The 16,882-nt window shown below is 63.4% G+C and carries 10 protein-coding genes; 4 read left to right on the top strand and 6 right to left on the bottom strand.

All coding sequences use genetic code 11. The annotated features are described in order from the left end of the window. The first annotated feature begins 91 nt into the window (after window positions 1-91). From EKO19_RS31565 to EKO19_RS31555, 3 genes are read left to right on the top strand one after another with little or no spacing between them, the layout of a single operon-like run. Window positions 92-1,747, top strand: coding sequence for an AAA family ATPase (locus EKO19_RS31565; RefSeq protein ID WP_129781411.1), 1,656 nt, complete (start codon window positions 92-94; stop codon window positions 1,745-1,747). Next, complete coding sequence (locus EKO19_RS31560) at window positions 1,744-2,601, top strand: hypothetical protein (RefSeq protein WP_129781410.1); 858 nt, start codon at window positions 1,744-1,746, stop codon at window positions 2,599-2,601. Before EKO19_RS31565 ends, EKO19_RS31560 begins: the two co-directional genes overlap by 4 nt. 35 nt (window positions 2,602-2,636) lie before the next feature. After that, window positions 2,637-4,343, top strand: a complete 1,707-nt coding sequence (locus EKO19_RS31555; protein ID WP_157995533.1) for a phosphate ABC transporter substrate-binding/OmpA family protein — start codon at window positions 2,637-2,639, stop codon at window positions 4,341-4,343. Window positions 4,344-4,401: 58 nt separating this feature from the next. On the opposite strand, the gene EKO19_RS31550 is transcribed toward EKO19_RS31555, so the two are convergent. The 6 genes from EKO19_RS31550 to EKO19_RS31525 all read right to left on the bottom strand — a co-directional run bounded on the left by EKO19_RS31550 (window position 4,402) and on the right by EKO19_RS31525 (window position 14,109). Continuing rightward, window positions 4,402-5,763, bottom strand: coding sequence for a heavy metal sensor histidine kinase (locus EKO19_RS31550; RefSeq protein ID WP_129781408.1), 1,362 nt, complete (start codon window positions 5,761-5,763; stop codon window positions 4,402-4,404). Then, window positions 5,760-6,449: a heavy metal response regulator transcription factor gene (locus tag EKO19_RS31545; RefSeq protein WP_129781407.1), complete on the bottom strand. Its 690-nt coding sequence runs from the start codon at window positions 6,447-6,449 to the stop codon at window positions 5,760-5,762. The genes EKO19_RS31550 and EKO19_RS31545 overlap by 4 nt, the downstream gene beginning before the upstream one ends. A gap of 324 nt (window positions 6,450-6,773) precedes the next feature. Further along, complete coding sequence (locus EKO19_RS31540) at window positions 6,774-8,174, bottom strand: efflux transporter outer membrane subunit (RefSeq protein WP_157995532.1); 1,401 nt, start codon at window positions 8,172-8,174, stop codon at window positions 6,774-6,776. A 140-nt stretch (window positions 8,175-8,314) separates the two neighbouring features. After that, a complete protein-coding gene (locus tag EKO19_RS31535; protein WP_129781405.1) occupies window positions 8,315-11,470 on the bottom strand; it encodes a multidrug efflux RND transporter permease subunit in 3,156 nt (1,051 codons plus the stop codon). Beyond that, a complete protein-coding gene (locus EKO19_RS31530) occupies window positions 11,467-12,660 on the bottom strand; it encodes an efflux RND transporter periplasmic adaptor subunit (RefSeq protein WP_129781404.1) in 1,194 nt (397 codons plus the stop codon). The genes EKO19_RS31535 and EKO19_RS31530 overlap by 4 nt, the downstream gene beginning before the upstream one ends. Window positions 12,661-12,855: 195 nt before the next feature. Continuing rightward, on the bottom strand, window positions 12,856-14,109 hold the full coding sequence (locus EKO19_RS31525; RefSeq protein ID WP_157995531.1) for a serine hydrolase domain-containing protein: 1,254 nt from the start codon (window positions 14,107-14,109) through the stop codon (window positions 12,856-12,858). A 204-nt stretch (window positions 14,110-14,313) separates the two neighbouring features. Between EKO19_RS31525 and hrpB the strand changes: the two genes are divergently transcribed. Continuing rightward, window positions 14,314-16,881 carry an ATP-dependent helicase HrpB gene (hrpB, locus tag EKO19_RS31520; RefSeq protein WP_246039005.1) on the top strand — a complete coding sequence of 856 codons (2,568 nt, stop codon included), beginning with the start codon at window positions 14,314-14,316 and terminating at the stop codon, window positions 16,879-16,881. The last annotated feature ends 1 nt before the right edge of the window (window position 16,882 follow it).

The following is a 16,882-nucleotide window of genomic DNA, read 5'->3' as shown; positions in this document are numbered from 1 at the left end:
GAGCCTGAGCACCGCGATGAACGTAAGATCAACTGGATCGAGCCGCAGGGCCGTGGGCCCACGCTGCGCTCGAGAAGGTTAAGGGGGCGCGATGCCAGCACCGCACGGAGCTCCGGCTTGGGCGAACGAGCTCGCGCTCGCCTACGAAAGCGGCGCGAGCGGTCAATTCATCCTGTACGGCAACGTGCATGACCGGATTGCCGTCGGCGCGCAGCTGGTCGGGCTCGCCGGTTATCTCGAGAATCATCTTCTATCGAGCTTTCAGGTCGTGCTCTCGTACGACCTCGGCAACGGGCTGACCATCGAACGCGGTGGCGAGCTGGTGGAGAAATGGGCCGGTGCGGCCTTGCAGTCTCTGCCGCGCGAGCCGCAGCCGGCACTGCAGTGGCTCAGTCGCTACCTGCGATATCTTGGTAACTTGCGCGCGATCGGTCGCGAAGTGAAAGAAAACGTTGCGGTCATTCTGCGTGGCGTGGATCACATCGTGCCGGCCGATGGCGCGGGCTTCGAGCACGGCAGTCTCACCAGCGTGCTGCGCGAATGGTCGTCGGAAGCGCCGTTCGCCGACCTGCCGTTCACGAGCATTCTGATCGCCGACAATCTCAACGACGTCGAGCCGCTGATCGCGTTCAGCACGCACGCCTCGCGCATTCGCGTGCCGTTGCCGGATTCGGCGGAGATCGAACGCGCGCTGACCCTTCTGCGCACTCACGAGCCGAAAGCTTTTCCCGCCGACGCGAATCTCGCGCAGATCGGTGCGGCGCTGGTCGGTGTGACGATCTCTGCGCTGGAAAGCCTGGTGAAGGTCCGCGACCACTCCGGTCAGGCACTGACCACTGCCGATCTCACTCGCATCAAGAAAGAGCTGGTGGAGCGGGACTCCGCCGGTCTGGTGGAATTCATCGAGTCCGCTCGCACCCTCGATGCCTATCACGGCCAGGAAGCGCTGAAGCGCTGGCTGCGTCAGGACATCAAGCTATGGCAGACCGGCGATCTCAAAGCGCTGCCCATGGGTTATCTGCTGTGCGGCCCGGTCGGCACCGGCAAAACGTTTCTGGTCGAATGCCTGGCCGGCGAGGCCGGCGTGCCGGTCGTCAAGCTCAAGAACTTCCGCGACCGCTGGGTGGGGTCGAGCGAAGGCAACCTGGAAAAGATCTTCCGGCTGATTCGGGCGCTCGGCCGCTGCATGGTGTTCATCGACGAGGCCGATCAGACGCTCGGCCGGCGAGACTCGGGCAGCGGCGACAGCGGCTTGTCGGGCCGGTTGTATTCGATGATCGCTCAGGAAATGTCGGACTCGTCGAATCGCGGCCGCGTGTTGTGGATTCTCGCGTCGTCGCGGCCGGACTTGATCGAAGTCGACTTGAAACGTCCGGGCCGTGTCGATGTGAAGGTGCCGCTGCTGCCGACCAGCACTCATGCTGAAAGCTCCGCGCTGATCGGAGCGTTGGCCAAGCGGTACGGGCTGCAATTGAACGACGCAGACCTCACCGCGCTCGAATCGCGCATGCCCTTGCTGCTGACGCCGGGCGCCGCTGAGGCTCTGGTCGTGAAAGCTTATCGACGTGTTCGCACTGAGAGCTTGGAGCCGCGCGCCGCGCTGGATGCGTGTCTGGTCGGTTATCAAAACCCGGTGCCGTCCGACGTGCTGGAATTCCAGATGCGCATCTCGATCCGCGAAGCCACCGACCTTGCCTTCGTTCCGCCGGCGTTCCACAAATACGCCGAGCCCAACGCCATCCCATGAGCGGCCAACGCTCTTACCTCGCCGCGGCTTTCAACGCCCGCCCTTTCGGCATGCCCCTGCCGCCGAACTGGTTCGGCCTCGCGGCGTTCGCCTTGCTGGGCGCGTTTGTGAATCCTGGGCTGTGGTTGATCGGCGCCGGACTGGAAGGCTTGTATCTATGGACGCTGTCTCGTAACGAACGCTTCCGGGCCGTGGTCGATTCGGAAGGCAAAGGTGACGATTGGGTGGCGCGTTACAACGCGCTCAGCGATCACCTCGACGAAGAGGCTCGCCGTCGCCAGGAGTCGATCGAATCGCAGGCGCGGGAGATCGTCGATCTGCTGTCGCGCACGGGTGCGACGGAGATGCAGAAGAGCGATGTGCGGCAGATGGCGTGGCTGCATCTGAAGCTGTTGGCCGCGCGTGCCTCGATCCTGCAAGTCATCAGCTCGGCCGAGCGCGACAAGCGCGCGCTCGAAGAACAGGAGCGCCGGGTCATCGACCGGCTGTCCGAGGACTCCATCGGCGAGGAGCTCAAGCGCAGCCTGGAGCAACAACTCGAAGTCCTCCGCTCCCGGCGCGCCGGCCACACGGATGCTCAGCGTCGGCGTGAGTTGGTCGAGGCGGAGCTGGAACGATTGCGCCAACAGGTTTCGCTGGTGCGCGAGCAGGCGCTGCTCGCGACCGATGAACACAGCGTCGCGTCGTCGCTCGATGCGCTGTCGGCTTCGTTGAACGAAGCGAATCGCTGGCTGCGCGATCAACGCGAGTTGTTCGCCGGCCTGGAAGGCCTCACCGACGAGCCGCCGCCGGCCGATCTGCTTCAGCCGCGCGCGAGCGCGACGAAACGTCGGCGCGAACGAGTGGCGCAGTAATGAATCGAACAGAGTTCTCAGCAAGGACCTCTTCAATGAGCAACCTGAAATCACGGCTGATCCAACGCGGCTCGGCCGCGGGCAACATCATCACGGTGGTGTTGTTGGTCGGCATCATCGGCCTGGGCGTTTATTTGTGGCTCGGCAAGAAAGGCGGCGACGGCGCCGAGTCCGCGAGCACTTCGGGCACGCCAACCTCTCAAGCTGCCGGCAAAGCCAAGAGCAACGACGGTGGCGCACCCACGCCCATTGAGCCCGTAACCGGCACACCGCCACTGGACGCCGCAGCCACTTACGTCCCCAAGGACAATGTGCTGCAAATCGATATCAGCGAGTACGCCGGCTACGGCGGCCTGATCGTCGCCAACGGCGGCCTGGAGCCGAATCCCGACTCCATCTTCGCCAAGGAATACGGCTTCAAGGTGAAGATCACCAAGAGCGAAGGCGAAACCTGGTCGGCGTTGAACAACGGCCGCCTCGCGGCCACCGCCACGACCACCGACGCACTCGCCGTGCTCGGGCGGCAATTCGACGCCGTCGTTCCTGTGCAGATCGGCTACTCACGTGGCGCCGATATGGTGGTCGTCGATCGCGGTGTCGCCTCCGTCAATCAGCTCGCGGGCAAAGTGCTCGCCGCCTCGCAGTTCAACGAAAGCGAGTTCTTCATTCGCTACCTCGCTCAAGAAGCCGGCGTGCCTGTCACCGTGCTGCGAGACCTGGACTCGAAGCCCTCCTCCAGCGAGCTCGGCCTGGTGTTCTACGACGACGCCTCCATCGCCTGCAAAGCGTACGAGCATGAGCTCGCCGGCTCGCAGCGTTTGAACGGCTGCGTGGGCTGGACGCCGTTCACGGATGAAGTCGTCGAGGGTTCGAACGGTGCCGCGAAAGTGCTCGTGTCCAACCGCAACCTGCTGGTGATCGCCGACGTGCTCGCCGTCAACGGCGGCTTCGCCCGCGCGAATCCCGACATGGTGCGCGGCCTCGTGCACGGCATCCTCGAAGGCAATCGCCGCTTGCGCGACCAGCAAGCCGCGAACATCGGCATCGTCGCCAAAGCGTTCGGCTGGAGCGACGCAGACGCTCGCGACGAACTCTCCCGCGTGCATCTCGCGAACCTTCCCGAGAACCGCGCCTTCTTCTCCGGCACCATCGACTCTGCCGGCTCGTTCGGCGGCATCTTCCAGTCGTCGGTGCTGGCGTACGGCAGTGTGATCAAGAACCCCACCGATGCGTCTCGCTTCGCCGATGTCACCGCGCTCGATGCGCTGGCCAAGAAAGGTCTGTTCGCCGATCAGACCATCGCGATCGCGCCGATCAAGACCAGCACGCAAGCCTCGCTCGAAGGCGATCCGCTGCTGAGCAAGGACATTCGTTTCTTCTTCGAAGCGAACTCCGCCAAGCTCGACAAGACCGAGATCAAGAATCAGGAATATCTGGACACCATCAAGCGCTTCCTGCAGGTGAGCCCCGGTTCGACCGTGCTCCTGCGCGGTCACGTCGACAACGCGCGCGTCAACGAATTCCGGGATCAAGGTGGCGAGCAGTTGGTGAAGAGCATGGCGCTCAAGGCCATGGAACTGTCGCGTCAGCGCGCCCTCGCCGTCAGCGAAGCGCTGCGCGCCCGTCACAAGGACATCGATCCTTCACGCATCGAAGCCGTCGGTCGCGGCTGGGAAGAGCCCGCCGGTCCGAACAGCGAGTTGAACCGACGCGTCGAAGTGCAGTGGTTTACGCTGGAATGAACATCACGCCCTGAATCTGTTCCCTCCCGTGCACGGGAGGGGGCCAGGGGGTGGGTCTTCAGGCCGCTACTGTAAAGCCAATAGTAGTAGCCCCACTCTCGCTCTCCGCAAACACAGTACCCCCATGCATGGTGGCAACCGCGCGCACGATGGCGAGGCCGAGGCCGTGATTCTCACGGCTGCCGCTGCGGGAGCTGTCGACGCGATAGAAACGGTCGAACAGCCTCGAAAGGTGCTCCCGCGCGATACCGGGGCCGGTGTTCTGCACCGAGACGCGAATCGCGCCTGGCTGCTGTAAAACGAACACGACAATCTCGGCACCGCGCGGGGCGTGCTGGACGGCGTTCTGTAACAGATTGGTCACAGCGCGCCGAAACAGGGAAGTCTCGATACTGGCCTGGGCATCGCCCTCGATGCGCACCTTGACGCCAGCTTCTTCAAAGATGAATTCCAGATACTCGACGGCGTGCGCCACTTCCTGCGCTATCGACACCTCGACCCGGTTCGGCGCGCGTTCTCCGCGATCCGCACGAGCCAGGAACAGCATGTCGTTGACGATGGCTCGCAGCCGTTCGAGATCCTCAAGGTTAGAGTGCAGCGCTTCTTTTAGTTCCGTGAGACTTCGCTCGCGCGACAATGTGACCTGCGTTTGACCGATCAAGTTGCCGAGCGGCGTGCGCAACTCATGCGCCACATCCGCGTTGAAGGCCTCGAGCTGTTGATACGCCGTCTCGAGTCGCGACAACGCGCCGTTGAAAGAATCGGCCAGCTCGGAGAGCTCCGGCGCCAGCGTATCGGTCTGCAGACGACGCGACAGATAACCCGGCGACAACGCCTGCGCCTCTCGCGACAGCCGCTCCACCGGCCGCAGGCCAACGCCCGCGATGTAATAGCCGAGCCCCGCCGCGCCCAGCGCGCCCACGACGGTCAACGCAATCAATCCGACCGTGAAGGCTTGCAGCGTCTCGACGAACGGCGTCGAGTCGATGCCCACCGTCAACAGCACCGCTGGGCGCTCGCCGTGCGCTTCCACTTCAGCCGAATACGTTTTCAGCGGCGCTTCGTGCCCGGGCAACCTGACTTGCCCGAAGCCGTTGGCGCCCATGCTGTGACGTTGTTCGTCGGTCAGCGGCGAGCCGTAGACAAAGTGCGGGTCGCCACCCTGCACCCAAAGGCTGACGCGGTTGTTCTCCGAGATGGAGTTGTCGAACTTCTGGCGCACATACTGCCAATGCTCCACGTCGTCATTGCGCACGACGATGGGTTTGTACATCGTCCAGCGCGCGTGCAGCTCGTTGCTCTGATGACGCTCCAGCTCACGCTTCAGCAAGCCATGCATGGCGATGCTCAACACCGCCAGCATCACGAAGCTGGCGACGGCGAACATCGCGGCGAGGCGCTTGCTGATCGACAGCTTCATGTGTCTTCGCCCTGCTCGTCGCGGACTTCGAGCACGTAACCCATGCCACGCACCGTGTGCAGCAACGTTGGCTTGAACGGATCGTCGAGCTTGCTGCGCAAGCGTTTCACCGCCACTTCGACGACATTGGTGTCGCTGTCGAAATTCACGTCCCACACCAGCTCGGCAATGGTCGTCTTGGACAGAATCTCGCCCTTGCGACGCGCGAGCGCGGCCAGCAACGCGAATTCTTTCGCGGTGAGATCCAGACGCTGACCGTTGCGCCAGGCCTTGCGAGCCAGCAGATCGATCTGCAGATCGGCGATGCGCAACTGCATGGCTTCCTGACCGCGACTGCGACGGGTCAACGCTTGCAAGCGCGCCACCAGCTCCAGGAACGAGAACGGTTTGACCAGATAATCATCCGCGCCTTCGCGCAGGCCGCGCACGCGATCATCCACGCGATCGCGCGCCGTCAGCATGATTACTGGCGTCTGGCGCTGTTCGCGTAACGCGTGCAGGACCGAGAAGCCGTCCGTGCCCGGCAACATCACATCGAGCACGATCACGTCGTACTCGTACTCCAGCGCCATGTGTTTACCATCGAGCCCGTCGCGAGCGACATCCACGACGTAGCCCTGCTCACGCAGACCTCGCTCGAGATAGTCGGCCGTTTTCGGCTCGTCTTCCACGATCAGAACTTTCATGGCATCGTCGCTACGGCGTGAAATACAGGGCCTGTGAACACTCATTGGATGGACTGCGACGAGCTATTGCGGTTCAGGGCTAGGCGCGACGACCGCCGTGTACTCTCCGTACATAAGGGAGGAGTAACGACGTCCTGAACCGCAATAGCTCGTCCCATATAACAATATTCATTCATAAGAGGGTTGCGCCTCCCGATTCTCATGAAAACATGGGCCTGCCGCTGCGTTACAAAGCTTGCCCTCGCTACGCGAGGGCAAGCTTTGCGCCTTGCTGCAGGCGATTGGAGGCGCAACGCAGCCCATCCAATGAGTGTTCACAGGCCCTCATCCTCCGGTCGGCGGCACCAGGCCCATCGATTCATAAACATTCACCAGCCGGATGGAAACATCCGCGGTGGCCTGTGCCGCATTCAATTCGACTGCATAGACACTGCGCTCGGCATCGAGTACTTCGAGCAGTGACAAAGCACCTGCGGTGTACTGGCGACGCGCGAGCTGAGCAGCGCGCCTCGCCGAGTCCGCGGCTTGCGACAATTCCTGTTGCCGAAGCTTGCCCTGCGTGTACAGAACCAGCGCCGTCTGCGTTTCCTGGAGTGCCGTGCGCGCGGTCTGCTCGTACGTCAAATAAGCCTGCTCCTGAACCGCATCGGCCGCGTCGATCGCCGCGCGGATGCGGCCGAAATCGATCAACGGCGCCAGCAGGCCGGCGCTGACCGACCAGGTCCGCGAGCCGTTATCTAGCAGATCGCTGACGCGATTGTCTTCTACACCAATCAAGCCCGCCAGCGTGATTCGTGGGTAACGCAAAGCCGCCGCGACGTTCCTTTGTTCCGCCGCTGCGAGCAAGCGCCGCTCGGCGGCTTGCACATCGGGGCGGCGCGCAATGACGTCGGCGGGCGTCAGCAGCACGCGCTCGGCATCGCTGTCGGGCAGCGCGCCCGGATCGGTCGTCGACGTGGGCAATAGCGGATTCAGAGCATCCGGCGTCGATGCGGTCAGCAGGATCAGGCGATAGCGCGCCGACTCGGCAAGCTCGCGAGACTGCGGGATCTGCGCTTGAGTGGTCCGCAACGCCGACACCGTGCGTTCCAGATCCAACCGACTGGCCATACCCTGGTTGAAGCGGGCCTGGGTGATGCGGACCGTTTCCTGCTGAGCCTGCGCATTTCGCAGCGACAGCTCGGTCTGCACTTGATAGAGCCGGAACTCGAGATAGTTGCGAATGACCTCGGCGATCAACGTCAGCCGGACGCCATCGCGATCCGCCTGCACTGCTTGCAGCTCGGCTTTGGCAGCGCGAGCTTCGGCGCGCAGCCGGCCGAACAGATCGATCTCCCAGCTGGCGCCCGCAGTTGCCGAGGCGTTGTCCTGAATCGCGGTCGTATCCGATCCCTGGCGACGCGCGCGCGAGCGATCGGCATCGACGGAAGCATCGATCTCCGGCGCCAGACTCGCCAGCGCGGCACGACGCTGAGCACGCACCTCCCGCACGCGAGCCTCCGCGACCCGCAGATCGAGATTGCGCTGTTGAGCGAGATCGACCAGTTGATCGATGGTCGAGTCGTCGAACGCTTTCCACCACGTCAACGCCGCCGCGTCCGCCGCAATCGTCGCCCGCTGCTCGTCGATCCACGAAGATTGGATATCGGCAGGCAGCTGCTTCACCGGCGCGCTGCAGGCGGCCAGCACGGCGCCTAGCGCAACCGCCGACATTGCTCGAGCCACGCCGCCTCGCGCGACCGCCGATACTGATCGAACCAGCGAGCGCCCGCTGCAAGCGGCGCGCAAGCGAAAGTCGCCGCTACGTGCTGTCGGATATGAGCTCAGCTCGCGCGAGAGTCGAGACTGGGGTTTGACATGGTCACTCATCGCGCCGGCTCCGGCTGCGGCAACACTTCCGGCGGCTCGGCCTCGCGCTGTTTCCTATGAAACAGCCGATCCAGCGCCAGATAGATCACCGGCGTCGAGAACAGCGTCAGGATCTGGCTGATGACCAGACCACCGAAGATGGCGACGCCCAGCGGCTGACGCAACTCCGAGCCCGTGCCGAAACCGAGCATCAACGGAATCGCGCCCAGCATCGCGGCCAGCGTCGTCATGATGATGGGACGGAAGCGCACCAGGCACGCCTCGTGAATCGCATCGAGTGGCGACAAGCCGTCCTTGCGTTGCCGCTCCAGCGCGAAGTCCACCATCAGGATGCCGTTCTTCTTCACGATACCGATCAGCAACACCACGCCGATCAGCGCCATGATGGAAAAGTCCGTCCTGGTCAGCCACAACGCCAGCACCGCGCCGACGCCGGCCGACGGCAGCGTCGAAAGAATCGTCAGCGGATGCACGAAGCTTTCATACAGCACGCCGAGAATGATGTAGACCGCGATCAACGCGCCCAGAATCAGCAGCGGCTGCGTCGCCAGCGACTTCTGGAACTCCTGCGCCGTGCCGCGGAAGTTACCGGTGATGGCGGTCGGCATGCCGATCTCAGCCTGGGTACGTTCGATCAGGGTCACCGCCTCACCCAGCGCCACGCCAGGTGCCAGATTGAAAGAGATCGTGACCGAAGGAAACATGCCGTCATGCGTGATCGCCAGCGGACCCGAGGCCGGCGGCTCCATTCGAGCGACCGACGAGAGCGGCACCATCTGACCAGTCAGCGGCGAACGCAGATAAAAGTTCTGCAAACTGTCGGCCCGGCCGCGCTGACTGGGATCGATCTCCAGGATGATCTTGTATTGATTGGTCTCGGTCTGATACTCGCTGATCTGCCGTTGCCCGAAGGCGTCGTACAGCACCTGATCGATATCGGCGGCCCGCAGGCCGAACCTTGCAGCGGCGGCACGATCGATGTTCAAGCGAGTGATCGCGGCACCGAGTTGCAAATCATCCGAAACGTCGCGCAACTGCGCTGAGCCTTGCAGCTCCTCAGCCAGCTTACGCGACCATTCGGACAGCTCGCGACTCTCCGGCCCCTTCAGCACATATAAATACTGGGCGCGACCGCCGCCCGCACCGAGGTTGATGTCCTGCGCGGTGCGCATGAACACCTGGATGCCCGGCACGCCCGACACTTTCGGACGCATGCGATCGATGAAGCCTTCCGAGGACACGTCACGATCGCCACGATCCTTCATCACGACGAAGATGCGACCGCTCGCCATGCTCGAATTGCCCATGCCCGACGCACCGACCACATGCGCGACCGCCTGCACCGCTGGATCCTGCGCGATGATGTTGGCAATCTGCTGTTGTTTGGCCTTCATGTCCTCGTAGGAGACGTCGTCGGCACCTTTGGTGGTGGTGAAGATGAAAGCTGTATCCTGCAGAGGGAAGAAGCCTTTCGGCACGAAGACATAACCCACGACCGCGAGCGCGACGGTGGCACCGAAACCGGCCAGCACGGTGCGCTGATGCGCGAGCGCCCACTTCAAGCCGCGGTCGTACCGCGCGATCAAGCGCTGCGAGAAACTGCCACCCTCGTGATGTTTCATGGGCTTCATGAAGCGCGATGCCAGCATGGGCGCGAGCGTCAGCGACGCCACCACCGAGATCAGGATCGCGACCGTCATGGTCACCGCGAACTCACGGAACAACCGGCCCACGACGCCGCCCATGAACAACAGCGGCACGAACGCGGCGATGAGCGAGAAGCTGATGGACACGACGGTGAAGCCGATTTCCGCCGCGCCCTGGCGGGCGGCGTCCAGCATGGATTCGCCGGCCTCCAGATGCCGGTGGATGTTCTCCACGACCACGATGGCGTCGTCGACCACGAAGCCGACCGCGACCACCAGCGCCACCAGGGTGAGATTGTTCAAACTGAAGCCAAGTAGATACATGGCTCCTATGGTCGTTATGAGCGCGACGCCGAGCACCGACGCCACGATGGCGGTCGCCGACAGCTGTCGCAGGAACACGCCCATTACGACGACCACCAGCAGCACCGTCACGATCAGCGTGATTTCGACTTCATGCAGCGACGCGCGAATGGTTCGCGTGCGGTCGTTGATGACTTCGAGCTCGACGCTGGCCGGCAACAGCTCGCGCAGATGAGGCAGTGCCTCGCGGATGCGGTCGGCGGTCGCGACGATGTTGGCACCGGGCTGACGACGAATGATGAACATGATGCCGGGCTTGCCGTTCTGCCAGGCCTGTACGTACTCGTTCTCGGCACCGAAAGTGACTTTGGCCACGTCGCGCAGGAACACCGGTGCATTGTCGCGATACGCGACGATGAGGTTGTCGTAATCCGCCGGCGTGAAAATCTGATCGTTGGTCTGCAGCGTCGATACGCGATCGGCGCCGAACAACGCGCCCTTGGCTTGATTCACGCTGGCGGCTTGAATCGATTGACGCAGATCGGCCAGCGTCAGGCCCAGCGAGGCAAGTTTTTCCGGCGCCGCTTGAATGCGCATGGCCGGCTTGCGCTGGCCGTTGATCGGAATCTCCGCGACGCCATCGATCTGACTCAGCTGGCGCGCGATGGTGGTCTCGGCGATATCGCTCAACTCGGTGAGCGTCATCAGCTCCGATTGCATGCGCACGACCAGGATGGGACTGTCGTTCGGATTGACCTTGCGCCAGGTCGGCAGGTTGGGCAGATCCGACGGCAACCGGCCGGACGCGGCATTGATCGCCGCCTGCACTTCCTGCGCGGCCACGTCGATATCTTTGTTGAGCACGAACTGCAGCGTGATCTGGGTGCTGCCGAGCGAGCTGGTCGAAGTCATCTCGCTGATGCCGGGCACCGAGCTGAGTTGCACTTCCAAAGGCGTCGCGACCGCCGATGCCATGGTCTCCGGGCTGCCGCCGGGCAGGCTCGCGCTGATCTGCATGGTCGGCAGCTCGGCTTCCGGCATCGGCGCGACCGGCAGCAACGGAAACGCGACGATGCCCAACAGCACGATGCCGATGGTCAGCAGCGTGGTGCCGATCGGATGTTTGATGAACCAATCGGACAGGCCCGGTCGCGTGAGATGTGTCTGCGCGCGACTGCTTGTCACGGGCGGAGTGTCGGTCATCGACCAGCGCTCCCTTGCACGCGCGGCTTCGTCTGCGCATCGGAAACCATGGCCGAGGGACTGTCGACCAATGTCACATGTGCGTTCGGTGTGAGTCGCGAGTGGCCATCCGTCACGATGCTGTCGCCCTTCTCGACCCCTGCGGTGATGACCGCGATCTCATCGTTGCTGTAGCCGACCTGTACTGGCACGACTTCAGCTTTCTGCTCGCGAATCCGGAATACGTACGGACCTTCCAATCCCTGACGCACGGTACGCGCCGGCACGACGAGCGCGTTGCCGCTTACGCCCGTCTGCAAACGAATCGTCACAAACTGACCCGGCCACAGCATGCCTTGTGAGTTCTCGAACTCGGCGCGCATCCGAATCGTGCCGGTGCTCGCATCGACTTGATTGTCGATGGTGGTGAGCTTGCCTTCGGCGAGCAGCACGCCACCATCGCGATTGAAGGCACCCACCTGAGCGAAAGGTTTGCCATTGGTCAGGCCTTGCACCCGACCCAGCAATTCCTGAGGCAGCGTGAAAATGACCGAGATGGGATCGACCTGCGTGACCGTCACCAGGCCTTGAGTATCGCCGACCTGAACCAGATTGCCCGGATCGACGTGACGCAGACCGACGCGCCCGTTCACCGGCGATGTGATCTTCGTATAGGAGAGCTGAACCTGTTGAGCCGCGATGGTCGCTTCATTGGCGCGGATCGCTGCTTCGAGCTGCTCGACCAGCGCGACCTGTTGCTCGACGGTCTGTCGTGAAATCGCTTCTTCGGCGAGCAGATTGTCGTAACGTGACTTATCGAGATTGGCCGCTTTCAGCTGCGCCTCGTTACGCGCCTTCTCCGCTTCGGCCTGACGCAGATTGGCGAGGATGGTGCGATCGTCGATGCGCGCGAGCAACTGGCCGCGCTTCACTTGCTGCCCTTCCTCGAACAGCACTTCGGTGACGATGCCACTGACCTGCGGCCGCAGGACCACGTTGTGCAGCGACTGAACCGTACCGATACCCGCGGCCAGCTGCGGCACATCCTTCTGCTCGACAGACACGACCGACACCGGCACGGGCGGTGGCCCATGCGGCGGATCGGCGGCCAGCGAACTGGACAACATCCTCCAGGCGAGCAGCACGACCACGGCCACGGAGGCGACAGCACCGAGGACGGCGCCGCGAGAATTGGGGAGTCGGATAGACATAGCGATGGACTGGACAGCCTCTGAGGAGGCCCGCAGCAACATAGCCCAACGGCCGGCACCGGAACATGACGAGCACCTTACGAAGTTGTCAGGAAGGTCCCGGCGGCCGGCGGAAGTCGCTAAGTGAACAATAAGTTACATTTCCGGGCGAAGATCAGCCCGGAAGCCGCCCGCCCTTGGATAAACGTCGCGAGGCTATTCTGCGACGATGGCTTGATAAGTCAGCGATCGAGACAACAGGCGCAAATCGGGCAGGTCGTCGCCGCGCTGCTGGATCATGCCGATGACGATCAGCTGGTACACCGGATCGATCCAGAACCAGGTGCCCGCGTAACCGCCCCAGAAATAAGTGCCTTCGCCGGCATAGCCGCCGGCCACCGCCGGGTCTTCGATCACCGCGAAGTCCAGGCCGAAGCCCGTGCCCGGACCCATCGTGCGCGCCGACTCGGGCAGCATGTTGGTGCGCATGAGCTTGACGGTGAGCGGCGACAGAATGCGCTGACCGTCCAGCGCGCCGCCATTGAGCAGCATCTGACAGAAGCGCATGTAGTCGCTGGCCGTCGACACCAGACCGCCACCGCCCGACGGGAACACCGGCGGCTTGGAATAATCGGCGACGTTCGGATGCTTGACGCTCTTGCCATCCTTGCCGCGGAAATAGAACTCGACCAGGCGATTCATCTTCGCGGCCGGCACGTAGAACCCCGTGTCCACCATCTGCAACGGTCCGAATACATGTTCCTGCAGGAATTCCGGGAACGACTGACCGGACAGTTTCTCCACCAGATAGCCCTGCACATCCACCGACACGCTGTAGTGCCAGCGCTCGCCGGGCTGGAACAGCAGCGGCGCCTTGCCCAGGCGTTCGATGAAGGTCTGCATGGGCTGAGTCTGATCGAACACGTTGTTTTCGACGTAGTGCTTGTCGACCGAGGTGCCGCCGAAGAAACCGTAAGTGAGACCGCCCGAATGTGACATCAGCTCGCGCATGGTCATCGGATGATTGCTGGGCACGGTCGTGACCGCGCCACTGGCCGGGTCGACCTTCGCGACCTTCAGGTCGGCGAACTCGGGAATATATTTGGACACCGGGTCGTTCAGCTGCCACTTGCCCTGCTCGAACAGGATCATCATGGCGACGCCGGTGATGGGCTTGGTCATGGAATAGATGCGAAAGATCGAGTCCTTCTGCATGGGCGTGCCGCCTTCCAGCTCGCGCTTGCCGGCCGCTTCCAGCTGTACGACCTTGCCTTTCCTCGCGACCATGGTCACGACGCCCGACACGTCGCCGCGCTCGGCAAGGGCTTTCATTTCCGTGGTCAGCCGATTGAGTCGTTGCGACGACATGCCGACGGCTTCGGGCCGGGCCGTGCCGAGATCGGCGGCGCCGACGCTGCCGACGACCAACGCGAGCAGCAACGAACAGAAGAACCGACGAGCGAGCATCATGCTTCCCCCAAAACCGATTGAGATGATGTTCCGGCGCGCCGCGTCCAGGGTCTGCGACGACCGCCGTATGCGAGTTCGAATTGGCGCCGGGAGTGTAGTCATACACAGCGGCTGAAAGGAACCACACCCGGCCAGGCGCGCAGCGGTTTCGCTGTACGGACCGGCCTCTCGTGATTGACAGGGAGGATGGTCGATAATGGCGGCGTGAACCGATCAGCCACTCTACCCATCGAAGCGGCGTTGCCCGACCTGCGGCGTGCCCTGACCGACCATCGTAATGTCGTGTTGCAAGCCCCTCCTGGCGCGGGCAAGTCCACCGGCGTGCCGCTGGCGTTACTGGGCGAGCCCTGGCGTGGTGACGCTCGCATCGTGATGCTCGAACCACGTCGTCTCGCCGCTCGCGCGGTTGCCACTCGCATGGCGCAGACGCTGGGTGAACCGGTCGGGCGCACGGTGGGCTTTCGTACGCGGCTCGAAACCAAGGTGTCCAAGGACACGCGCATCGAAGTCGTGACCGAAGGCATTCTGACTCGCTGGCTACAACGCGACCCGACGCTCGAAGGCGTCGCGCTGGTGATCTTCGATGAGTTCCACGAGCGCAGCCTGAACGCCGATCTCGGCCTGGCGCTGTGCCTGGATGCTCAGGAAACAGTGCGCGAAGATCTGCACCTGCTGGTGATGTCGGCCACGCTCGACGGCACGGCGGTCGCGAAGTTGCTGGGCGATGCGCCGATCATTACCTCCGAGGGTCGCGCGTTTCCAGTGACGACGCACTATCGCGAACGTCTCGATACGCGCAGCACGCGCCCGCAGTACGAAGACATGGCGCAGATCGTCGCTCGAACCATCGCGCGTGCCATCGAAGACGAACCCGGCGATGTGCTCGCGTTTCTCCCCGGTCAGGGAGAGATTCGTCGCACGCAGCGTTTCCTGGAAGAAACATCGTTGCCAGCAGGCGTGAGAGTGTTGCCGCTGTTCGGCGAATTGTCGCCGCAAGAACAGGACGCGGCGATCCAGCCAAGCCGCAGCGGTGAACGCAAGATCGTGCTCGCGACCAATATCGCGGAGACCAGCCTCACCATCGAAGGCGTGCGCATCGTCGCCGACAGCGGCCAGGAGCGACGCTCACGTTTCGATCCGGTCACCGGCATGGGCCGCCTCGAGCTCGGCGGCATTTCTCGCGCATCCGCCGATCAGCGACGCGGGCGCGCGGGCCGAATTCAAGCAGGCGTGTGCTATCGACTGTGGAGTGAAGTCGAACACTCAGCGCTGCCGGCGCAAACCGCGCCGGAGATTGTCGGCGCCGATCTGGCACCGTTGGCGTTGGAGCTGGCAAATTGGGGAATCGCCGATCCGTCCGCGCTGCGCTGGCTCGATCCGCCGCCGGCGGCGACATTCGCGCAGGCTCGCGATCTGCTCCGTTCGCTCGACGCCATCGCCGCCGATGGCCGCGTGACCGAACATGGTCGTGCGCTGGCACGAATGGCAACGCATCCTCGACTCGCGCATATGGTGGTGCGAGGCGCCGAGTTGGGATTGCAAACCACAGCATTGCAGATTGCCGCCGTGCTCGGCGAGCGCGACTTCCTACGCACTCAAGGTCAAGATAGAAACGTCGACCTGCGCTTTCGCGTCGAAGCACTGCGCGGCGAACGCGGCCTGCCGGCGAATGTGTTCGTCGATCAAGGCGCGAAGCAGCGAGCCCTTCGCAGCATCGAACTGCTCGAGCGGCAGCTCGAGCCATCGCGCAACGAGCGATCGACCGGTGGGCGCGGCGAGAGCGCGAAACTCGGCGACTTCGACGTCGGTCGCTTGCTCGCGCTCGCCTATCCCGACCGCATCGCTCAATCACGCGGCACCGGCGGCCGATATTTGCTATCGAGCGGCCGCGGCGCGCAATTGCCGCCGGCGCAAAGCTTGTCGCAGGCGGAATTTCTGGTGGTCGCCGATCTCGACGCGGGCGATCGCGAGGCGATGATCCGGCTCGCCGCGCCGCTCACGCGCGAGCTGCTCGAAACCGATTTCGCCACTCACATCGAGCATCGCGAACGCTTCGAGTGGAGCTCGCGCGAACAGAGCGTGGCGGCACAGGATGAGCGCTGGCTCGGCGCGTTGAAATTATACGAACGTCGAATCGACAAGCCCGATCCAACCCGGATGCTGGAGGCCATGCTGGCGGGCGTTCGCGAGCTGGGCCTCGGCGCCCTGCCCTGGACCAAGACCGCCCGCGCGCTGCAAACCCGATTGATTTTTGCAAAACGATTCGACGAACGAGCGCCGGCGCCGTGGCCGGACGTGAGCGATGCGGCTCTGATGGAACATCTCGATGAATGGCTGGCCCCGTGGCTCGACGACATGAGCCGTCGCGATCATCTGGCGCGTCTGGATTTGCATGACATATTGATGTCATTGCTCGACTGGAACGCGCAGCAGCGCCTGGAAACGTTCGCGCCCACGCATCTGCAGGTGCCGAGCGGCTCGCGCATTCCCATCGATTACACCGAAGAGTCACCGACTGTCGCCGTTCGGCTGCAGGAAGTCTTCGGCATGCACGAAACACCGACCGTCGCGGAAGGCCGCGTGCCGCTGACGCTCCACCTGCTCTCGCCCGCCCACCGCCCCGTTCAGGTGACGCGCGATCTGGTGAGCTTCTGGGCGCGCGGCTACCTGGATGTCAAAAAGGAGCTCAAAGGCCGCTATCCCAAGCATTATTGGCCGGACGATCCGCTCACCGCCCAGGCCACGGCCCGCGCCAAACCCCGGCCGCGCTGAG

Source organism: Peristeroidobacter soli, from assembly GCF_004138485.1.
In the GTDB taxonomy this organism is placed as follows: domain Bacteria; phylum Pseudomonadota; class Gammaproteobacteria; order Steroidobacterales; family Steroidobacteraceae; genus Steroidobacter; species Steroidobacter soli.
This window is presented reverse-complemented; position numbering and strand designations above follow the sequence as displayed.

Bases quoted from the DNA above. Each gene is read 5' to 3' on its own strand.
- EKO19_RS31565 (WP_129781411.1), top strand. From the start codon at position 92: ATGCCAGCACCGCACGGAGCTCCGGCTTGGGCGAACGAGCTCGCGCTC.
- EKO19_RS31560 (WP_129781410.1), top strand. From the start codon at position 1,744: ATGAGCGGCCAACGCTCTTACCTCGCCGCGGCTTTCAACGCCCGCCCT.
- EKO19_RS31555 (WP_157995533.1), top strand. From the start codon at position 2,637: ATGAGCAACCTGAAATCACGGCTGATCCAACGCGGCTCGGCCGCGGGC.
- EKO19_RS31550 (WP_129781408.1), bottom strand. From the start codon at position 5,763: ATGAAGCTGTCGATCAGCAAGCGCCTCGCCGCGATGTTCGCCGTCGCC.
- EKO19_RS31545 (WP_129781407.1), bottom strand. From the start codon at position 6,449: ATGAAAGTTCTGATCGTGGAAGACGAGCCGAAAACGGCCGACTATCTC.
- EKO19_RS31535 (WP_129781405.1), bottom strand. From the start codon at position 11,470: ATGACCGACACTCCGCCCGTGACAAGCAGTCGCGCGCAGACACATCTC.
- EKO19_RS31530 (WP_129781404.1), bottom strand. From the start codon at position 12,660: ATGTCTATCCGACTCCCCAATTCTCGCGGCGCCGTCCTCGGTGCTGTC.
- EKO19_RS31525 (WP_157995531.1), bottom strand. From the start codon at position 14,109: ATGATGCTCGCTCGTCGGTTCTTCTGTTCGTTGCTGCTCGCGTTGGTC.